15 protein-coding genes and 1 pseudogene are annotated in these 21,811 nt (G+C 39.1%); 7 read left to right on the forward strand and 9 right to left on the reverse strand.

Going from position 1 to position 21,811, the window contains the following annotated elements; all coding sequences use genetic code 11:
* Window positions 1-26 precede the first annotated feature (26 nt).
* From DC53_RS01565 to DC53_RS01555, 3 genes are all read left to right on the forward strand, one after another.
* Window positions 27-458, forward strand: coding sequence for a TRAP transporter small permease (locus tag DC53_RS01565; protein WP_239462882.1), 432 nt, complete (start codon window positions 27-29; stop codon window positions 456-458).
* Window positions 458-1,759 carry a TRAP transporter large permease gene (locus DC53_RS01560; protein WP_033031993.1) on the forward strand — a complete coding sequence of 434 codons (1,302 nt, stop codon included), beginning with the start codon at window positions 458-460 and terminating at the stop codon, window positions 1,757-1,759. Before DC53_RS01565 ends, DC53_RS01560 begins: the two co-directional genes overlap by 1 nt.
* Before the next feature lie 263 nt (window positions 1,760-2,022).
* Entirely contained in the window at window positions 2,023-3,039 is a 1,017-nt protein-coding gene (locus DC53_RS01555) for a LacI family DNA-binding transcriptional regulator (protein ID WP_033031995.1), read from the forward strand.
* Window positions 3,040-3,208: 169 nt separating this feature from the next.
* Here the strand turns inward: DC53_RS01555 and DC53_RS0120785 are convergent, their stop codons facing one another.
* The 8 genes from DC53_RS0120785 to DC53_RS01520 all read right to left on the reverse strand — a co-directional run bounded on the left by DC53_RS0120785 (window position 3,209) and on the right by DC53_RS01520 (window position 16,561).
* Entirely contained in the window at window positions 3,209-3,940 is a 732-nt protein-coding gene (locus tag DC53_RS0120785; RefSeq protein ID WP_239462883.1) for an alpha/beta hydrolase, read from the reverse strand.
* Window positions 3,941-4,161: 221 nt separating this feature from the next.
* The gene (locus DC53_RS01550; protein WP_033031997.1) at window positions 4,162-5,847 is read right to left on the reverse strand and encodes a glycoside hydrolase family 43 protein; all 1,686 of its coding nucleotides are present in this window, start codon (window positions 5,845-5,847) and stop codon (window positions 4,162-4,164) included.
* Between the two features lie 9 nt (window positions 5,848-5,856).
* On the reverse strand, window positions 5,857-7,050 hold the full coding sequence (locus DC53_RS01545) for a glycoside hydrolase family 88/105 protein (protein ID WP_033031999.1): 1,194 nt from the start codon (window positions 7,048-7,050) through the stop codon (window positions 5,857-5,859).
* A gap of 29 nt (window positions 7,051-7,079) precedes the next feature.
* A complete protein-coding gene (locus DC53_RS01540; protein WP_033032001.1) occupies window positions 7,080-9,632 on the reverse strand; it encodes a glycoside hydrolase family 88 protein in 2,553 nt (850 codons plus the stop codon).
* 57 nt (window positions 9,633-9,689) lie between these two features.
* Window positions 9,690-11,135: a glucuronate isomerase gene (uxaC, locus tag DC53_RS01535; protein WP_204247272.1), complete on the reverse strand. Its 1,446-nt coding sequence runs from the start codon at window positions 11,133-11,135 to the stop codon at window positions 9,690-9,692.
* A 64-nt stretch (window positions 11,136-11,199) separates the two neighbouring features.
* A complete protein-coding gene (gene eda / locus DC53_RS01530; RefSeq protein ID WP_007377238.1) occupies window positions 11,200-11,829 on the reverse strand; it encodes a bifunctional 4-hydroxy-2-oxoglutarate aldolase/2-dehydro-3-deoxy-phosphogluconate aldolase in 630 nt (209 codons plus the stop codon).
* On the reverse strand, window positions 11,826-13,313 hold the full coding sequence (locus DC53_RS01525; RefSeq protein WP_033032003.1) for a glycoside hydrolase family 28 protein: 1,488 nt from the start codon (window positions 13,311-13,313) through the stop codon (window positions 11,826-11,828). The genes eda and DC53_RS01525 overlap by 4 nt, the downstream gene beginning before the upstream one ends.
* Window positions 13,314-13,531: 218 nt before the next feature.
* A complete protein-coding gene (locus tag DC53_RS01520; RefSeq protein WP_033032005.1) occupies window positions 13,532-16,561 on the reverse strand; it encodes a TonB-dependent receptor in 3,030 nt (1,009 codons plus the stop codon).
* Window positions 16,562-17,125: 564 nt separating this feature from the next.
* On the opposite strand from DC53_RS01520, the gene DC53_RS01515 reads away from it, so the two are divergent.
* The 3 genes from DC53_RS01515 (at window position 17,126) to DC53_RS01505 (ending at window position 18,715) form a co-directional block, all read left to right on the forward strand.
* Window positions 17,126-17,896 (forward strand): rhamnogalacturonan acetylesterase, encoded by a 771-nt coding sequence (locus DC53_RS01515; protein WP_033032006.1) that lies wholly within the window; start codon window positions 17,126-17,128, stop codon window positions 17,894-17,896.
* 64 nt (window positions 17,897-17,960) lie between these two features.
* Entirely contained in the window at window positions 17,961-18,233 is a 273-nt protein-coding gene (locus DC53_RS01510; protein WP_239462884.1) for a DUF2798 domain-containing protein, read from the forward strand.
* Window positions 18,234-18,511: 278 nt separating this feature from the next.
* Window positions 18,512-18,715 (forward strand): hypothetical protein, encoded by a 204-nt coding sequence (locus tag DC53_RS01505; protein ID WP_478212321.1) that lies wholly within the window; start codon window positions 18,512-18,514, stop codon window positions 18,713-18,715.
* Window positions 18,716-18,767: 52 nt separating this feature from the next.
* Here DC53_RS01505 and uvrA read toward each other — a convergent pair.
* Window positions 18,768-21,260 (reverse strand): annotated as a pseudogene (gene uvrA / locus DC53_RS0120790) (excinuclease ABC subunit UvrA).
* A 69-nt stretch (window positions 21,261-21,329) separates the two neighbouring features.
* On the opposite strand from uvrA, the gene DC53_RS01500 reads away from it, so the two are divergent.
* Window positions 21,330-21,811, forward strand: a 482-nt coding sequence (locus DC53_RS01500) for a transposase (RefSeq protein WP_033032008.1), incomplete at its 3' end; no start/stop codon positions are given.

The following is a 21,811-nucleotide window of genomic DNA, read 5'->3' on the forward strand; positions in this document are numbered from 1 at the left end:
TAATTGAGCGTATTTTGATTATGGCTATGGTTGCCATTGTTGCAGTGGTTTGCTGGCAGGTTTTTTCGAGATTTATAATGCGTTCGCCAAGTTCATATACCGAAGAATTAGCGCGCTTTTTGCTTATTTGGATTGGCGTATTAGGTGCAGCCTACGCTTATAGAACACGTGCACATTTAGGGCTTGATCTGTTTTATGAAAAAATGAGACCGAGACTAAAGCACAAATGCGCTATTTTTATAGAATTAATAGCGCTAATAACAGCCAGCAGTCTATTAATTTATGGGGGCGCTTTATTGATGCTATTAAGCTTTGATTTGAAGCAAACATCAGCAGCTTTAGGCATTAATATGGGATTTGTTTATTTAGTGTTGCCATTAAGCGGGGTACTTATTGCGATTAATTGCTTAGATAATTTACTTCAATTAGCCGCTACTAGACAGAAGGAGGAGGTGTAATGGATTTTACAGCAATAATTCTCGTCGTTACTTTCTTTGCATTACTACTTATTAATGTCCCTATTTCAATATGCATTGGTTTAGCTACTTTACTCGCCTTATTAATGCATATGGATTTTACGCCGGCGGCGACGACTATCGCCCAACAGCTAGCTGGTGGATTAGATAGTTTTGCTTTACTTGCTATTCCATTTTTTATTCTCTCTGGGCTTATCATGGGCCAAGGAGGGATCGCCAAGCGGTTAATCGAATGTGCGATGGCATTAATAGGGTTTTTACCTGGTGGCTTAGCGTTGGTAAATGTTTTGTCGTGTATGCTATTTGGTGCAATATCAGGTTCTGCTGTAGCTGCAACCTCAGCGATTGGTAGTTTTATGGTACCAGAGATGAAAAAACATGGTTACAGTGAAAACTTTGCGGCTGCTGTCACCGCAACGGCATCCACGACGGGCATGCTAATTCCACCCAGTAATATTTTAATTATTTATGCAATCGCCAGTGGTGGTGTTTCAATTGCGGCATTATTTATAGCAGGTTACCTTCCCGGTATATTAGTTGGACTTGCATTAATGACTGTTTGTGCAGTGTATTCTATTAAAAATAAATACCCTGTAACAGCACGCCTACCGTTAAACATTGTTATTGAAAAAGTGTTGGCTGCCTTTCCTAGTTTACTGCTTATTTTTATTGTAATAGGCGGTATTATTGGAGGGGTATTTACTGCAACCGAAGCGGGGGCAATCGCGGTAATTTATGCGTTAATATTATCTGTTATTGTTTATAAGGAAATTAGTTTAGCCGCGTTACCTGGAATATTGCTAAAAGCATGTGAAACAACCGCGATTGTAATGCTCATCATTGGTGCTTCTTCTGCAATGTCTTGGCTGCTATCATTTACCCATATTCCGCAAATTGTCAGTGATTTCTTTTTAACACTCAGTGATAACCCAATTATTATATTATTACTCATAAACTTGATTTTAATTCTAGTGGGGGCGTTTATCGACATGACTCCTGCGGTGCTTATTTTTACGCCAATATTTTTGCCTGTGGCCGAACAGTTTGGTATGTCGCCCATACAATTTGGTATTATGATTGTATTAAACTTATCCATAGGATTGGTGTCGCCACCAGTAGGAAGTGTACTTTTTGTAAGTTGTGCAGTGGCTAAAACGTCTCTTCATAAAATTATTAAGCCAATGATCCCATTATATATTGTTATGTTTTTAGTTTTAATGCTTGTTACCTACGTACCTGCTGTGAGTGAGTTTTTACCTCGCTTATTTGGTCTTATTGAGTAACATGATCTGAACTTGGGATAATTAATTTGCCTCAAGCCGTTATTTTTACGCTAACAGCGCTGAATCTACTACAATAGGCTATACAAAAAGCGGTTGGTCGAATTTATTTTGCGTAAAAGCCAACCGCTGTTATAACTATTGTCTTACAAAATAATTTATTTTTGGGTTCATTTTTGCCTTGAAAGACTAATCACTGCAATGGTTTCTTTACAGACATCAAGTAGCTGGTAAAATTGAAAATTACCTTTGTTCAGGAACTTATAATGTCAGTAACGATCAATGATGTAGCACGGCTTTCAGGTGTTTCAAAACGTACTGTTTCTCGCGTAATTAACTGCTCACCAGCAGTAGGTGAGGCAACGCGTGAGCGGGTACTGGAAATAATTAAAGAAACAGGCTTTTCACCAGATAAGCAAGCTCGTGGACTCGCATCTAGTCGTTCTTATTTATTGGGGTTAATTTATGATAACCCTGATGCGCTTTATATTGACCAAGTACAACGCGGTGCTTTAAGTGTGTGTGCCGAACTCGGTTATGAGCTAGTTGTTCACCCTGGGTCGTCAAAGCATGAGGACTTTATTGATGATTGCTTACGTTTTATTTCACGCTCAAAATTAGATGGCGTGATTATCCTACCACCAGTATCTGAAAACAAAGCACTTGCGGCGGCTCTTCGTGAAGCACAATGTCCTTATGTACGCCTTGCCTCTGTTGATTTAGATGATGCAGACAATATAGTTGTCTCGGATGAGCGTGCAGCCATGCGTGATATGGCAAGCCATTTAGTTGAACTTGGTCATACCGATATTGGTTTTATTTCTGGGCCGCAACATTTTCGTTCATCTATTGAGCGTTTAGCTGGTTTTTTAGCTGAGTTACAGGTTTACAATGTGCAACTACCAGGCAGTCGTATTGTGGAAGGGAAAAATAATTACGAAAGTGGCTTAATGTGCGCACAAACACTGTTAGATACGCCTAATAGACCAACTGCTATTGTAGCTAATAATGATGAAATGGCCGCAGCGGCATTACGAGTTGCAAGTAACTTAAATATCAAAGTACCCGATGATCTTTCAGTTGCAGGATTTGATGATAATATTTTAGCGTCGCGCATTATTCCTTCGTTAACGACGATTCGTCGACCTGTTTATAATATGGCATGTTTAGCAGTACAAAAGTTAATAAATAAGTCACGTGCAACAAAAGAAAAGTTACCACTTCAAAAAACGGTTACGCCCACTTTAGTTAAGCGAGAGTCGACAGGGCAATGTAGCGAATAATACCAAACGGCATAAATACTTGAACAATTTAATGAATTAAATCACTCTATAACGTTGTTAAAAATTTTCATTTAGAACAACTAGATATAAAAACTTTTGCCTAGTTATAGTGCAATTTTCTTATCGTTAAATAGACCCCATATATAAGCCGGTTGGTATAAAATACGCGTTATAGCTGTTTTTTTAAAAATAACGTCATTGCTTTTATTGTGTCTGTTTGCCACGGTTGAAATAGCCAAAAACAATGAGGAGCATCCTTAAATTGATAAACTTCAGTGGTTATACCCAGAAAATTTAACTTTTGGATGGCTTTCTCTCTGCCTGCATAAAAACGCTTAGCACTGCTATTGATAAATAAGGTCGCGGGTGAGCTTGCGTTAATATAGTTAATTGGTGAAGCATTATGCCAACGTTGGGGGTTATCCTCATATCGCGAACCGAGCCAAGCACTCGCAGATGTTATTTTTTTACTTCGGTCATTTTCATAGCGTAGGGCTATAGGTGTTGTAAAATCGCTCAATCCATCAATATTTATTAATACGTTAGCTTTTATAAGTGGGTTATTTGTTTCTTTTAATTGCCCTTGACTGTAGGCCAGTAAGGCCGCCATTTGCCCTCCTGCAGAGCTGCCAATTAGCGCTAGTTTTGATGTATCTATATTATATTGTGTTTTATGAGTTGTAAGCCAATTCAGCGCAGTTGCTAAATCATTAATTGCAGCAGGATATTGCGCCTCTGTTGATAATCTATATGCAGGCACTGCAACCACAAACCCTTGTGCTGCAATAGAAAATGCTAATGTTTTTAATAGTTCAGGTGTTCCTGATTGCCAGCCCCCACCATGTATCATGACAACAAGTGGTAAGGAAACGGTTGAATTTTTGGGGCGATAAATAGACATTGCTAATACATGGTCGGTAACTTTTTTATAAACAACATCCTGATAAGACAAGATTTCGCGGGGTATTGTTTGTGAGGGTAACTGTATTTGTGGGTAATCCTTTATTAATTTTTTATACCTATTTTGCAACGTGTACTCTTTTCCATATGAGGATGATACTACAAAAAAGGTACTTAGAATTAGTATAATACAATGAATTGATCTGTTGCTATTACGCATTTTTAATTTTGCTCTATTGGTGTGAAACGAAAATAATCAACATCTATAAATTGTGTTGCGTTTGGCTTAGATGCAACATGAAATAAACCCACTTTTGCTCCTACCCAGCGTCCTTTTGTAGCACTAAAATGTTCACCAATAATTCGAAAAGGATCTGTGCTATTAGTGCGATAACTAAAAATAGCATCGCCAGTGGGTTGCATTGTCATACGTAACTCAACATTATTACCAGAGAAAGGTTGAGGTTCTTTTAAGTGTTCATTACAGCCTTTACGTGCATTTATACATTGTGCGTAAACCAGTTGATTAGTTTGAGTTTCTTTATCATAAGTAATACCGATCCATGCATAGTTCTCACCAAATAAAACAAGTCCTGCTTGGCCTTTTAATGGCAATTTAGGTAACGTAAGTTTAGTGGTTAGAGTAAAGGTATTTGTGGGCAATTTTTGTAGTAATAGAGAAGGTGTTAACCACAAGCTGTCATTGCTTTCGGCTATTTTTTTCTGCTGATATAAGCGCAAAACACCAAGCTTTTTAGTTAGCGAATACCAACGTACATCAGAATTTGCATTCCATTGCCATTGTAGAGCCAGTTGTTCAGCGGTAAAATCATCACTCGCTTTAAGTGATTTAATCGTCACTGTATCGCTATGCACTGGTTTTTTATAGCGTAAAACAGGCTCACCTATTTCATCACCGTCTTCGTCTTTGCCGATGATAGGCCAATCATTTTTCCACTGCATTGGTTGTAAATGTACGATACGGCCATACGCTTTTTTTGACTGAAAGTGGATAAACCAATCTTCATCAAAGTCAGTATGTATCCAAGCACCCTGATGCGGGCCATTAATAATAGAATTACCTTGGTTCATAACTATTTTAGCTTGGTAAGGACCGGCTATATTTTTACTACGAAACACCGATTGCCAACCTAAATCAACGCCACCTGCTGGGGCAAATATATAATAATAGCCATTACGCTTATAAAATTTGGGTCCTTCAATCGTCCTATATCCAGGGAAATTTTTGCCATCAATGATATGAGTAAATAGGCTGCTTACCGATGATGCATCGCTTGTCATTTCTCTCAAACTTAAAACATTATTAAAGCCTGCTCTACTCTTTGCCCAAGCATGTAATAAGTAACTTTTACCGTTATCATCCCACAGAGGTGTTGGATCGATGAGTCCTTTTCCTGATAAAATTAAGCGCGGTTTGCTCCATTTTTTTGCTGGATTGGCTGTTGTGGTAACATAAATACCAAAATCAGGATCTGGGTAAAATATCCAAAACAAGTTATTGTGATAACGTATATTTGGTGCCCAAACACCATTACCATGTTGCACTTTTTGGTAATGCGTTACGGGGATCTGTTCTGTTAGTGCGTAATTAATTAAAGACCAATTAACTAAATCGGTTGAATGAAGTATTGGCAATCCTGGGGCTGAATTAAAGCTAGACGCGGTCATGTAGTAGTGGCCATTGACAGCAACAACATCAGGATCGGAATAATCGGCGTGTAATATAGGATTTGCATAATCGTCGGTATTTAAACTAACGCGCTTAATATCAGTATTATCTGTTACATAGGCCGCGTCTGGTGGGGCAATTGATTTGGCTGAAAATGAAAAAGTAACGAGGTAATATACAAAAAATTTTAACAGTATTATTATATTTATTGGTCGCATTATTAGGCCTTAACGCATCAAAGCAAGGCTAGCTAAAATAAATGGCCCTACGCCTTTAGGATCATTGGCTCGAATATCCTCACTTATATAATACCCAAAGCTACCATCGCGATAGGGTGTACCACCAAGGCCTGCTACGGCACATGTCTGAGTAAAAGAAATACGTTGGTTCGTTGCATCGACTAAAATAAATTGTTTAATTAAACCGTTGTAGCTTCGCTGTGCATGTAACAAGTAGTCCGCAGGAAGGTAGCCGTTCATAACACCTTGAGCCATAGCATAAGTTAACATAGCGCTGCCTGATGATTCTAGGTAGTTGCCTTTAATACTTGCTTTATCAGTTACTTGAAACCAGGTGCCAGAACTATCTTGGTAAATAAGAGCGGCATCAATTAGCGCCTTAAAGCGTGTGTTTAGCCACGTTTTTTTATTGTAATTGTTCGGGAGTTGGTCAAGTACATCGACCATTGCCATGGCATACCAACCAATAGAACGAGACCAATGATTAGGCGATTGTCCTGTTTTAGGATTTGCCCATGCCTGTTGTTTAGATTCATCCCACCCATGTACAGGTAGTTTAGTATCACTGCGATAAAGGTATTTTTCTATTAATTCAAACTGTTTGATAACATCGTCGAATTGCGTTTCGCTGCCATAGCGGCGTATATATTGTGCATAAAAGGGCGCACCCATATAAATCCCATCGAGCCACATTTGGGAGGTATAACGCTTTTTATGCCAAAACCCACCTTCTTTAGTACGAGGATGATGTTCTAGCTGCTTGTAAAGAGTATCGATTGCTAAGCGATATTTATTGTTTTTAGTCTCATCATACATAAAAAACAATAATTTACCGGCGTTGAGCATATCAATATTATATTTACTCTGTTGATAGCTTTTAATGGTGCCATCTTCATTAATTAAGCTATCAACATACTCACGTATATAATCAAAGTAGCGTTTGTCTTTTGTATTTTGATAAAGCCGAGAGAATGCGAGTAGCTCAAGGCCGTGTGTGTAATCCCAACGTGGCGCTTTGCGCCAATCGAGGGTATACGCCTGTGGGTTGCGCTGCATCTCTGATTCAGCCATTCTGATAGACCATAAATTTTTATTTGGTAATGGCTCGGCTTTCAAAGTAAAAACACAACAAAAAATACAAGTAAGCACTGAAAATACAGCTGAACTAAATGGTAAATGCATAGTAACGCAACCTTATTTTGAAGAATGACTTACTTTACTGAGTTATCTATACCTAGTAGCTTAACCATTTCGATACCAGCCAAAATGTATGGTGCAACACCTTTGGGATCGTTACGGCTAATAGGTTCGCTCATGTAATAGTCATAGCTTCCATCACGACCAAAACCTAACCCTGCTACGTAGCATTGATTTAGCATAGAAACAGTTCCATCTTTATGAACAAGGGTAAATTCACTGAGTAAACCTTTATAAGCTGATTTTACTAAAGCAGTATATTCTTTAGCTAAGTAGCCTTTATTGATTGCTTTGGCATAAAAGTAAATAAACATTGCTGTGGCTGACGACTCGCGGTAATTACCGCGCTGCGCAGGTTTGTTAAGTATTTGCCACCATGTTCCGGTGTTTTGATCTTGAACACTTTTAAGGCTAACGGCAATCTCACCAATCATTGTGACTAAAAAATCACGCTGCTCGATATTTTCTGTCGGAATATAATCCAGTACATCAACAACAGCCATGGCTAACCAGCCCATGCCGCGAGCCCAAAATTCTTGCGACAATCCTGTGTTTTTATCAGCCCAACTTTGTGCTTTTAGCTCATCCCATGCATGGTAGTAAAGCCCTGTATTTGAGTCGCGTAAAAATTCGCGAGTAAGTTTAAATTCGTTGACTACTTCATTAAGCGTTTCTTGCTGTTTATGACCAAGCTCGAATTTTTTTGCATAATGAGCTAAAAATGGCATACCCATGTAAACACCATCTAACCATACTTGACCTTGGTATTTCTTTTTATGCCAAAAAGCACCAGCAGAGGTGCGTGGTTGATCGTGCAATTGCTCTCTAAGTGTTTCAATAGCTAAACGGTATTTAGCCTCACCTGTACGCTCATATAAGCTAATTAAGTTTTGGCCGGGGGGGATGTTATCAATATTGAAGTTACTTTTTTTATACGCATAAATTTTACCTTGATCAGAAATGAAGCTCGCGGTTACTTTTTCAATGACTTCGCTGTACTGTTTTTTTCCGGTCAATAGAGCTAACTGATTATATGCATAAGGCTGAATACCAATGATATCGTATTCAAATTTTGGTAAGCGTTTACGGTTTACATCCCAGCCCATATAGTGATAACCAAGTACTTTATAAGAAAGTTCGGTGTCAGCTAATGCCTGTGTCCACTTTAAAGCACTTTTTGCATCAAGTGGTGCTTTGAATTGAGCTGCTGATAAACGCGTTTTAATTCGCAAACGTGGTTTTTGTGTTAATTTTTCGGCTTCCTTGTTTAAATAATCAATAAAAGCATCTTTACTATTTATGCCGCTTTCTGGTTGCCACACTGAAGCAAAATAGTAATTAACACGTTGCTGAGATTTATCCCCTTTAGGCTCAAGTATCGCGAGATAGTTGTTTTTATCTACGGTTACTTTTTTTAGATCGCCTTTTTTGAAAAAAATAGCCATACCAAGTGGTGATTTATCTAAGCTTTGTTTACCCCAACTAGCAATATAGCTATAGCCATAGTTACTTAAGTTGCTTAAATCACCTTGTATGAACACAGTATTTTCATGTTTAACAATGCCTGTAGCCATATTCGGTAAATCTTTACTTAGCTTTAGTGCTACATTTGCTAGGCGTGAACCTGCATGCATACTAATATCAGCAACAAGATTTTGTTGATTATATGAGCTTTTCCAGTCGTTATAATCTAGCTGTACACTCGCGCGTAAATCGCCATTTTCGACAATGCGTGCTGTCCGTGTTTTTACATTGGCGACGTGCTCAAGCTGGTTTTTTGTATTCATTACACCAAAGCCGCCTGCACCGAGAGAGCTTCCTACTTTAAGGATATCCATCCCCCAACGTGCTTTGTGATGATAAGATTCATATCCATCTAAGCCAACTTGGTGTAACACGGGTTCTGGTGTTAATTTACCGAAAACATCAAAGCCATTTCGCCAATCTAAATAAAAGCGATAGCCTACTTTGTCTGATTCAATACCCGGTCCTTCATAGCGTATCCAATTTGAATGGTCCGTATAATAATCTGGCGGTGTAAGTGATTTAACATTTTCAAAATGACCTCCAACGTATTCTTTTTTACCTGTATTTATTTGGTGTTTAGGGGGGCGACTATGTGGATGCCATTGCCCAGCAACTTTATGGGCAAGATCTGCCTGTACTCGTTTTACTTTATCGACAGGTTTAACACTAACAGGTGTATTTTCAATAGTAATACTGACAGGTGTGCTGTTATTTAAATCAACAACAAAGTAAAGTCCATCAACAGTGCCATCGTAGTCAATATCAACTGCTTGACTTGGAAGTTCCACATCAGCACTGAAAACGCTGAGTGCTTCTTTTGATGTGAGGCCTAAATCGTAGTAGCTCACGTAGATAGGCTCATCAGGACGTGCAAAATCAGAGGGGTTACTGATTTCTATTTGTGCTAAAGGGGGCGCTTTTTTAAGTGTTGGTAATGCTGCAGTGCTTTCTTTTTGCTGGCAAGCCGATAGAAACAAACTTGCAAAAATAATAGCACCGGATGTGAGTGCAAACTGTTTTAAAGGGGCGTTTATTGTCATAATCTTCTCCCAATAATAACAGCCAAGCAAAAAGTACTTGGCTGTTAATTAAATAAGCTAATCTAATTTATATGCTTTTTTAACTAACCCATAGGTTAATTGATAAGCTAACGTGTGAGCTGTTTCTTCATTAATTTGATGATTTGTTACCAGCTCGGCTAAATATCGGCAATCTACTCTGCGTGCTACATCATGGCGTGCAGGAATTGATAAAAATGCTCGCGTATCATCATTAAAGCCCACCGTGTTATAAAATCCAGCAGTTTCAGTTGCTTGCTGACGAAATCTTAACATACCTGCGGGGCTATCATGGAACCACCATGCTGGGCCTAGTTTTAAACTAGGGTAGTGGCCTGCGAGGGGCGCAAGTTCACGACTGTAAGTTGTTTCATCAAGGGTAAATAGAATAATCTTTAGATTTGGGTTATTTCCGTATTTACTTAACAGCGGTTTAAGTGCATTAACATACTCGGTTTGACTTGGTATATCTGCGCCTTTATCTCGGCCAAATTGATTAAATATTGGTAAGTTATGATTTCGGTGTGCCCCCGGATGAATTTGCATCACTAGGCCATCTTTTATACTCATTCCAGCCAGTTCAGTTAGCATTTGAGCGCGAAAAAGCTCTTGTTCTTGTTCTGTTGCTTGACCTGTACGGCATTTTTCAAAAAGGGCTTCACATTCATTTAAACTTAAATCAGCAGTTAGTGCACTAGGGTGACCATGATCAGTTGCTGTTGCTCTGCCTTCTTGTTTAAAGTAATCACGGCGAGTTTGAATTGCACTTAGATAACCTTGCCATGTAGCAGTATTTTGGCTGGTTAGTTCACCTAGTTTTTTTATATTTTCAATAAAGTCTTCTCGGCTTGCATCAACAACATCATCTGGTCTAAACGAGGTAATAACACGTTTTTCCATCGATGTACCAGCAATCGCTTTATGGTGCGCGAGTGTATCCAAAGCACCTTCAGTTGTTGCAATTAGTTCAATGTTGAATCTGTCCATCAGTGCTTGTGGCTTAAATGCTTCTGTTGCTAAGGCCGCCGTTATTTTTTCATAGTAGTCTTGTGCATTTACAGAGCAAAGTTTTTCTGTAAAGTTAAATACATCACTAAATACCGCATCTAACCAGTAACCACTTGGTGTGCCAGCAAATAGGTGATAATTGTCAGCAAAAATTTGCCACGCTTTTTTTGGATCCGCATTTCTCGAGCGTTCCATATCACCTTCAAGGCCATGCTCGGGGATCCCTAGCGTGGTAAGGTCAATACCTTGGCTGTACAGCATTCTAAATACATAGTGATCAGGTTTAATAAAGAGTTCAGTTGCGTTGCCAAAGTTCTTATTTTCGTTAAACCAACTTGGATCCGTATGCCCATGTGGGCTAATAATTGGTAAATCCTTTATTTTTTCATACAGTTGGCGTGCAATCTTAATAACGCTTGGATCACTTGAGAAAAGACGGTCCGGGTGTAATTTTAATTGTTCAATATTCTTCGTCATGGAAATTCCTGCATTCATTTCTTTTACCTATTTAGCCACCGGTGGCAAATTTTATAAACTTAAATTATTTAGCTTCGAGTACGTGTGAACATGCCTGTGTAATAAGTTGCCACTGTTTATTTATCACCCATTGAGGATTGGCTACCCATGTACCACCTACGGCAAAAACATTACTCAGAGCTAAATATTCTTGATAATTATCTTGATTTATTCCACCTGTTGGACAAAAGCGAACATCTTTAAATACGCTCGATACTGCTTTTAAAAAAGGCTGGCCTCCAGCAAGAGAAGCGGGGAATAATTTTTGTTCATTAAAACCAAACTCTGTTGCAAGTAATATGTCAGAAGTATTTGATACACCAGGTAAGCATGGAACTTCACAGCTAGAAAGCGCATCCAGTAATTTAGAAGAGACGGCAGGAGTAACAATATAATCAGCACCTGCGTTAAGTGCCTTGTCCAAAATATGTGTACTCGTCACCGTTCCTGCACCAACAATAAGGTTTGGTATTGCGTGTTTTATAGCTTTTAAGGCATTAATCGATTGCTCTGTTCTTAATACAACTTCAACAAGATGAATCCCTGATTCGTACATTGCGTTTGCTATATCAATACCTTGTTGTTCATCATTAGCTTGAATGATTGGTAAAATAGGTTGTGATGCCATTAATGCGGAAAACGGTTTATTGCTCATTCATTTACTACCTTTAACTGGGTTATTTTAGCTAATGACATTGGTTGTTTGTTTAGTGTGACATTATCAATGGTAAAATTAGTCACATGGTTAACGATTGATTCATCACCGACTTGGTCAAAGTGGCTGTTTGTTAGCGTAATATCTTTAATTGGATCACGGGCAAAGCCATTAAGATAAAGGGCTTTACTGAGTACATTTTTACAATGCAAGTTGTCTATTTTTATATCGCGGACAATGGGATCAAATTGTCCCGCATCGCCTTCTTCATAGTAAAAGTTAATTACAATCGCATTTTTAACGGTACCAACTTCAATGTTACGAATACGGATGTGTTCAATTAAACCACCTCGAACTGAGTTGGTTTTGATTCTAATAGCACGCTCTAAATGGGGGCTATCCATAGTACAATTTTGTACAAAAACATTATTCACACCGCCAGAAATTTCACTGCCTATTACGACGCCGCCATGACCTTCTTTCATATGGCAGTTTTCAATGACAATATTTTGTGAGGCTGTATTTACTCTGCGTCCATCAGCGTTTCTTCCTGATTTAATTGCAATGCAGTCATCTCCGGTATCAAATACACAATTTTTGATATGGACGTGATTACAGCTTTCAGGGTCGCAGCCATCAGAATTAGGTCCATGGCTTGAAAAAGTGACATCGCAAACCGTAACACTATTACAAAGTACAGGGTTTACTAGCCAAAATGGCGAGTTTTTAATTGTGATACCTTCAATAAGTACATTATTACAGCGATAAGGTTGTATAAAAGGAGGGCGTAAATAAGCGCCATCAGCATAAATGCGCTGCTCAACGGGGATATGTTGCTCGGCATCTCGCATTAACTTATCTCGAGCTGTTTTTTGCTCAATTATCTGGCCATTATTGTCAGTTAAAAGCTCCCAGTGAGCCTCTTTGTGCTTACCTTTCCATGGCCACCAGGTGGTATTATTTGCATTACCTTCAAGAATACCTTTGCCTGTTATAGCAATGTTTTCTTGTTCGAAAGCATAAATAAGTGGTGAGTAACCCATCATTTCCAGGCCTTCCCAGCGGGTAAATACAGCTGGAAGATAGTCCTCAGGGCTTGTACTAAAACTGAGTATAGCGCCTTCCACTAGATGTAAATTAACATTAGAAAGTAGGTGAATTGCGCCTGTTATAAATTGACCTTGAGGAATAATTACCTGTCCCCCTCCTTGGGCGTTACAGGATTTGATTGCATTATTAATTGCGACAGTATTGTTAGTTTTATTATCGCCGTTAGCGCCAAAATCGATAATATTAAATGTTTTATCTGGGAACGAGGGGACTTTAATGGATGATTTAATCGCATCTGCCATTTTCCAGTCATCACTTCTTACAGGGCTGCTTAACATATCGACAAGGGGGGCTGATTTACATCCAACTAACGCTCCTCCAAGTAATGTACTAGATGCAACTGCCTTTATAAAAAATCTACGTGTATTATCCATGTATGTATCCTACAGTGTGGCACCTTATTTATTATTAGTAGTGCTGTTGGTACGCTTAACTAACACGATTAAATATTATTGAGTTAGTTATTATAAATTAACTCTATCAGCCATTGCCACCGGTGGCAATTTGTTTTTGTGATAATTAAAATCACTATAGCTTTTTGATATAAAATAACCGGTAACAAAGTTACCGGTTATTTTAGGTAAGATCATTGTTAGAATGATCCGCGCAAGCCTACTAAGAATTGACGACCAGAGGATAAGCTCTCATAAGGACGCTGGGTATAAATATCATTCCATTGTTCTTGTTTTTCGTCCGTTAAATTAACCGCTTCAAACGACACACTCATAGATTCGCTCAACTCATAGCGAGCAGAAAAGTTAAGTTTAGCTTTTGCATCATAACCACGTACAAAAGTAGATTCATCCTTATATTCATTTAGGTACTGTTTGTTATATCCACTGCGGTAGTTATAAGAAAAACGTGCCGACCAGCTTTCTTCTTCATAATAAAGTGTAATGTTGTACGAATTTTTAGACGTTTCTTCTTCTACCAAATTTAGCTCAGTACCATAAAAAGGGTCTTCAACATCGCGAGAATAATCAATGTAGGTATAGTTTGATTGCAGACCTAAATTATTAAATGGTGCAGGTAAAAATGTAAAAGGTTGCTGATAGATAAATTCAGCCCCCCACATACCCTCGGCATCCGTATTAACGAGTTGAGATACTTGCCAAGTTATAGTACTTGGATCCATATCACCAATATCAATCCCGAGTCGATCCAACTCATCTTGCGTTAATACCTCATCACTACTGTCCTTAGTTAAGCCAGTAATATCTTTATAAAATAATGAAGTTGCAATAAGCGACTCTTCTGCAAAATACCATTCTAGGCCTACATCATATTGTTTCGATTTGTAGGGTTGTAAAGAGGGCCCCGCGCCACGTTTAATTGATGCTGTAGGATCGTTTTCATCAGGGACATTAACACTAATCGATGAGCGTAAATCAGACAATTTAGGGCGAGTTATCGCATGTGAATAACTAAAGCGACCAACTAGATCTTCAGTGATATCGTAAGCAATATTTAACGATGGCAACCATTCGTCACCTTTACTTACTGATTCGCGCCAACTGTAGCCGTTATCAAAATTTGTACCGTCGCCGCGACCTGCTGTGTAACCATCTTTATAGATGTGGTCTAAATTAACGATGCGACTGGTATTTTTATTATCAACATAACGTAAACCTATATTACCGCGCAGTTCATTATCAAAAATGTCATGCCTAAAGTTAAGTTGAGCATACGCTGTTGTTACTTCTTCTTTAATATAATATGTGCGTTTATATTCTTCTTTTGCTTCGAAAAAATCACGACCTGAAAATGCAGCCATCATTGCATTGTAATCAGGCGTTAACCATGTGCCATCGTTTAGTGTTGATGTGGCAGGTACTGAAGCATCATTACCAAATTTGACACCTTGTTTATCTAACGTAGTTGAAAATAATAAGCCATTTATTTGTGAATTATCTAAATCCATAACGCGTGTTTCAGCACTTTTTCCACTGGTTTTATTTGTTTCTATATTAAGGTCTTTCCACGAAGATCGATAATCATGCTGCTCTGTTTCAAACGAACGTTGACCTACACCAAATTTAACTGTGTATTGGTCATTTATCTCGTAGCTAAAATCGATTTTAACTGTACTATTTTCACTCTCAATTGTTTGAGCGCGGTTACGTGTTAGAGCTGCAGCGTAGTTGTTACCATCTACCATTGAATTTTCTAAATCGGCACGTGTAAATGTGGCGCCAGGGGCTTGGCCAGCAGCAAATGCAAATGAAGGCATGGTCGAATTTAACTCACCACTGCCTATTGCTACTCCACCTGGATTATTTATTAACTCCAAAGGGTCAATATTACTATCGTAACTATAAGCAACAGTCGAACCTGCGCTATCGAGTGCAAATGTTCTAGAGTAAGGAACGTCTAAATCAGATTTACCCATACCAACTAAAAAGTTCATTTGGAGGCGATCGTTAATATACCAATCACCAGAAAAACTTATTTGGTCAAAGTCAGACTCAGCCTTATCTTGACGAGCTTCAGAGCGAATAATTGCATTAGAATAGGCTCCCGCTACAATTGTATTGTTATCATCTATATGGATGTTTTCTGGAACAATGTCTTTTTGGTCACGTAATAATACAGAGTATTGATATTCATCCATTGTTGTATCAAGGGCTGCATGTAATATGTCTAAATTCATAGACAGGTTGTCGGTGGGAGCGTATTGAAAAGCAACCGTTGCACCTAAACGTTTTTGCTGCTTAGAAAAAATAGAATATCGAGGGATACGCGGTAAATATAAGCCATCTAAATTATCATCAGTATAGTTACCATTTTCTTGTAATAGTGTTTTAGGCGAAGCCGTTAAATAGTTAGTGCCGCCTTGCGTTACAGGTAAACCATCATCTTGGTATTTTGGGTTATTGACGGTCCAGCGCACACTTGATGATCCTTCGCTTTGTACTGTTCCATCGCTGTAAGCAACCGATGCTAACACTCCAAATTTGTTATCCCAGTTATTGCTCAGCATAAATGAAATACGAGGGGATACATCCTCAGAAATGTCGTTGTAGCGGGCGTTTACGTTGTAAGAACCTTTAAAACCATCATACTGAAATGGACGCGCCGTTTGTAAATTAACATTACCTGAAATACCGCCATCTTCCATTTCGGCAGAAACTGTTTTATCGACATCAATTTGAGTAAAAAGCTCAGATGCAAATACATTATAATCAAATGCACGAGAAGTATTTGAACCACCAGCAGCATCTGTTGCAGCACCAGCAGATGCTGATTCCATACCGTTAATAGTTGTTTTAACAAAGCGAGAACCTAAACCACGAATCGTGATTTGACGACCTTCGCCGGCATCTTCTTCAATTGAAATTCCGGGTACACGAGCAAGAGAGTCTGCTACATTTAAATCGGGGAATTTACCAATGTCTTCTGCAATAATGGTTTCGCGTGTGCCTACAGCTTCACGTTTTGCCATAAGAGCTGCGTTAATGCTACCGCGATAACCTTTAACTTGAATGATTTCTATGTCATCGCTGTCGTCACTGGCCTTTTGCTGTGATTGCTCAGCTGCAAAAGCATTGCTAGTAATTACGCCACCTAAAATAAGATAGGTCATGAGTGTGTTTAGTTTAAAGTTGTGTGTAATTGCTGCCATTGCGATCCCAGTTGTGTTTTATTGTTATAAATTACATGGCCGTGTCGGTGTTTTGCCATGTGTTTGCTATATTTAACATAAATGACTGAAAAATATATGTTTAAGTAATTTAATTTAAAATGCCAATGAATGAACGATATGAATTGCTACCGGTGGCACGCGATGAAACTATACCTAAAAATAGCGACTGTCAAATAATAAAAACAATAAAATTAATACTTGGTTCACATAATTTAACATTTAATTATCTGAAATAGACTAGGGTTTGTTTATCTTTCGAGGTTAAATTTGCAACCGTTTAGACAAGGTGGATGCGGAAGCTTTGCTCGGTTTTTACTTAGCCCACTAGGTTGAAAACCGAGCAAAGTGATTTAATCGCCCCCTAAATTGAACAAATATCAATCCAAAAAGTTCAACACTCTCTAAACACAACTGAATAATATATTGACTATATATTATTTTATTTGCCACCGGTGGCAATTGTGTTATTTTTAATAAAAGCCTTTGAATTAAATCAGTCAATTAGCCAAGCGTTATAGCTTATTTCGTAAGCAGGAGATAATAATGATAAAAAAAATAGTAGGCTCAATACTAATATTGAGTAGTTTTTTTGCAATGAGTAAACAAGGTACAACACATATATATATGGCTGGGGATTCAACCATGTCTATTAAAGATGTTAAAGACTATCCTGAAACAGGGTGGGGTATGCCATTCAGCATTTTTTTTAATGAATCAGTTTCTGTGGTCAACTTAGCTAAAAATGGTCGCAGCACGCGTACATTCAAAACCGAAGGGCTATGGAAAAAAATAATAGATAATATTCAAGTTGGTGACTACGTGTTTATTCAGTTTGGCCACAATGATGAATCCAAGAAAAAAATAGATAGGTATACCTCACCTGAACAGTTTGCAGATAATCTTACTCATTTCATTAATGATATTAATGCTAAAAAAGCACATGCTATTTTACTCACTCCAATTACGCGTCGTTACTTTAACAAAATGGGTATTTTAAAAGAGACACACCCTATATACGCTGATAAAGTCCGTCAGGTTGCACAAGAAACAGGTGTTGATTTTATAGATATGGAAAAGGTAACCACGGCATATTTTCAATCTTTGGGTGATAAAGGTTCTGCACTTCGTTTTATGCACATTGGTGCAAATTTACACCCTAACTACCCATTTGGGGTAACAGATGATACGCATTTAAATCAGCTTGGTGCACGCGAAGTCGCACAATTGGTATTAACTCAACTAAAAATATTGAACCACCCATTGGTAAAAAAGCTACGTACTCCCGATCCAAAGCATTTAAAACTAAAAGGTTGATATTATCAATTAATTTGTTATAGTTGATTTTGTCATCTATTTAACGTTTAAGGCATGCCCAAAAATGAGTACACCCGTATCAGCAAATCCAGTAATGGTTGAGCCTAAAAAAACACCTATAATTTATAAAATACTGGTTATGGTAAGTATTATTACCTTAATTGGCGGTACTCTAACTGGCATTATGACTTATGTGAATGTGGGTGTTACAGAGCATTTTTATGCAGATTGGTTTACCTCATTTATAAGTGCAGTATTGGTTATGGCGCCTGTTGGTTTTGTAATGATGACCTTAATGCATAAGCTAGCTAATAAGTTATTGCCTAGGGCGTGTTGATTTTTGGTGGTTGAATTTGCAGCAGTATGTTTGGTTTTTAGGCAAGGCAGAGCCTATATAGTGTGGTTATTCCCCATAAATAGGCGATAACGCAGCATAAATATCAAACATGCGCTGCCTATTGGGTTCTTTCTAGGGACGATTAACTCTTTGTTGCTCGGTTTTGACTTAGCCCACTAGGTTACAAACCTCGCGCCGTGATTTAATCGCCCCTAGATTGAACAAATTTCAATCCACAAAGATAAGCACGCCCTAGTAGCGAGCTAAAACGTAATTTAGTGATTAGTGTTTTTATGGCGCTGATCATGGAGTCGGTGATGGCGTTTGTTACCGCTACTAATAATATTGGCTATGCAGATATGCGTGTATTTGTAACTGGATGGGCTGAAGGATTATTAGCTGCATTACCAATAGGTTTAACTATAATGCTGATAATGTCGGTTACGGTAAAACCTAAAATAGAACGTTTTTTAAAAAGCTAATAACAAAAAAGAGCCATTGGCTCTTTTTTGTTATTTAGTGTTTACCTGCTCTCTAAATTGCGCCATTCAAAAAAGGTGCTGTTCGGCTTATTTTAGATTGAGCTACCTCTGTAGGTTTCCCTTGCGCTACAATTAAGCCGCCTTCTTCACCAGCACCTGGTCCTACATCAATTACCCAGTCACTATTGTGAGCTACTTGCATATCGTGTTCAACCATAATGACGGTGTTGCCAGCATCAACTAATTTATTTAACTGCGACATTAGCATTGATACATCCGATGGATGCAGGCCTGTGGTTGGCTCATCAAGAATATAAAGTGTGTTACCGCGCTGCGCACGTTGCAGCTCGGTTGCTAATTTAATACGCTGGGCTTCACCGCCAGAAAGCTCAGTGGCAGGTTGCCCTAAACGCAAATACCCAAGACCAACTTGCATAAGTGCATCGAGTGCTCGCAGTATTGCAGGTTCATTTTCAAAAAAGGTATGCGCCGCTTCAACCGTTAAATTGAGAATATCGCTGATGTTTTTATCACGATATGTAACCTCAAGTGTTTGCTCGTTATAACGTTTGCCATGACACACTTGGCAAGGTGAATAAACGCTTGGTAAAAACAGTAGCTCTATACTCACAAAGCCAACGCCTTCACAATTTTTACAGCGACCTTTAGCAACATTAAACGAAAAGCGACCGGCATCGTAACGGCGCTCTTTTGCTTTTTGGGTTGAGGCAAATAGTTTACGCACGTGATCAAATAAACCCGTATAGGTAGCTAAGTTTGAACGAGGGGTACGGCCAATCGCTTTTTGATTTACGGTAATCAGGCGGCTTATATTATTTATACCTTCAATGATTTTTCCGCCGGTGTGTGTTTGCAGCTCTTGTTCGAGTAAGTCGGCTTCGTCGGTTGGCGCTTGGCTTACTAGGCTTGATTTACCAGAGCCCGAAACCCCAGTAACGGTTGTCATAACACCCAATGGAAATTCTGCATTGAGTTTTTTAAGGTTGTTACGCTCAATATCAGCCAATTTTAACCACGCACTAGGCTGCCTTTGCTCCTTTTTTTGCGCGCTGTTTTGAGTTGACTCTTGACTGGCGTTTTTAGCAAAAAGGTGGCGACCGGTGTGCGAATTTTTTATTTTTTTTAACCCTTCAACAGGGCCGCTGTAAATGATGTCGCCACCATGCACAGCTGCATCAGGGCCTACATCAACAATCCAATCGGCGTGTTTAACAACGCTAACGTCGTGTTCAACAACAAATACAGAATTGCCAGCCGCTATTAACTCGTCGAGCGCTTTTAGCAAAGCTTGAGTATCGGCAGGGTGTAAACCCGCTGAAGGTTCATCTAGCACGTAAACCACCCCAAATAGTTTAGAGCGAATTTGTGTGGCAAGTCGCAACCGTTGTAGCTCTCCGGGTGAGAGCGTTGGCGTTGTACGCTCTAGCGACAGGTACCCTAAACCAAGCATGGTTAGTGCTTCAATACGGGTGAGAATATCGCTGGCAATGCGCTGCGTAACAATGGCTTGCTCTGGATTTTTTGTATTTTTATTTACTTTGGTGTTGGCGGCATTACTTAATTTTTTAGCAAGCTCGTTTAACGTAAGTTGAGATAGCTCGCCAATATCGAACCCTGCAAATTTAACACTTAACGATGCTTGTTTTAATTTTTTACCTTGGCAAGTAGGGCACTGTGATATTTGCATAAATTGCGATACGCGCTTTTTTGTACGCGGGCTTTGTGTGGTAGCAAAAGACTGTAAAACAAAGCGTTTAGCGCTTGAAAACGTTCCCATGTAGCTTGGATCTTCGTTATTTTTTATCGCATTTTGTGTTTGCTCATAGGTGTAATCTGGGTATACCGGCACACTAGGTGTTTCGTCGGTAAATAAAATCCAATCCCGTGCTTTTTTAGAAAGTTTGTTCCAAGGTGTGTCTATGTCATAACCAAGGGAAGTAAGAATACGGCTTAGGTTTTTACCTTGCCATGCTGGTGGCCACGCTTCAATGGCGCGCTGGCGAATAGTTTTTGTATCATCTGGCACAAGTAGCTTTTCGGTTACTTCAAACACTCGGCCTATTCCTGAGCATTCTGGGCACGCACCTTGTGGCGTATTCGGCGAAAACGCATCGGCGTAAAGTATACTTTGCCCTTTGGGGTATTCGCCTGCGCGTGAGTAAAGCATGCGTAGCGCGTTAGAAATAGTTGTTATGCTGCCAACGGATGAGCGAACCGACGGTGCGCCGCGTTGCTACTGCAAAGCAACGGCAGGCGGTAGCCCTTCAATAGAGTCAACATCGGGCTCATCAACTTGATCTATTAACCTACGAGCGTACGGCGATACCGAATCAAGATAACGGTGCTGCGACTCAGCAAACAGCGTTCCAAACGCAAGCGACGATTTTCCAGAGCCCGATATTCCTGTAAAAACAACCAATGCGTTACGAGGTAAATCAACGTCTACATTTTTTAAGTTGTGAACGCGCGCCCCTCTTACTTGCGAGGGAATAGAATAGACGAGGGCGAGGGAATAGACACCCACTCTAAATTTTGCACTTTATGAAAAGAAGTACTAGGCTTTATTTAGTGTAAAAAACAAGCAGAGTGTCTCATGGCTATCGCAAGAAAGCGTCAAATAAGTTTGGTTGATACAAAATATTACCATTGTATTTCACGCTGTGTTCGTCGTGCATTTTTATGTGGCGAAGACCGTTTTACTGGTCAATCTTACGAGCATCGACGAGGCTGGGTTGAAGATAAGCTGCTTGAATTAGCGAAGGTATTTTGTATTGATGTATGTGCTTACGCTGTTATGAGTAATCACACCCACTTAGTACTGTATGTTGATGATAAAAAAGCGAATCGATTAAACGATAAAGCGATTATCATTCGCTGGCATAAGCTCTGTAAAGGCACTGTACTTACGCAAAAATATGTACAAGGTGAAAAGCTAAGTAAAGCCGAACTTATCTTTTTCAATCAAACAGTAAACGACTACCGCGAGCGCCTATCCAGTATTAGCTGGTTTATGCGATTACTAAATGAAGATATTGCCCGCAGAGCGAACAAAGAAGATAACTGCACAGGTAGGTT

This window comes from Pseudoalteromonas fuliginea (assembly GCF_000690055.1).
Taxonomy (GTDB): Bacteria; Pseudomonadota; Gammaproteobacteria; order Enterobacterales; family Alteromonadaceae; genus Pseudoalteromonas; species Pseudoalteromonas fuliginea.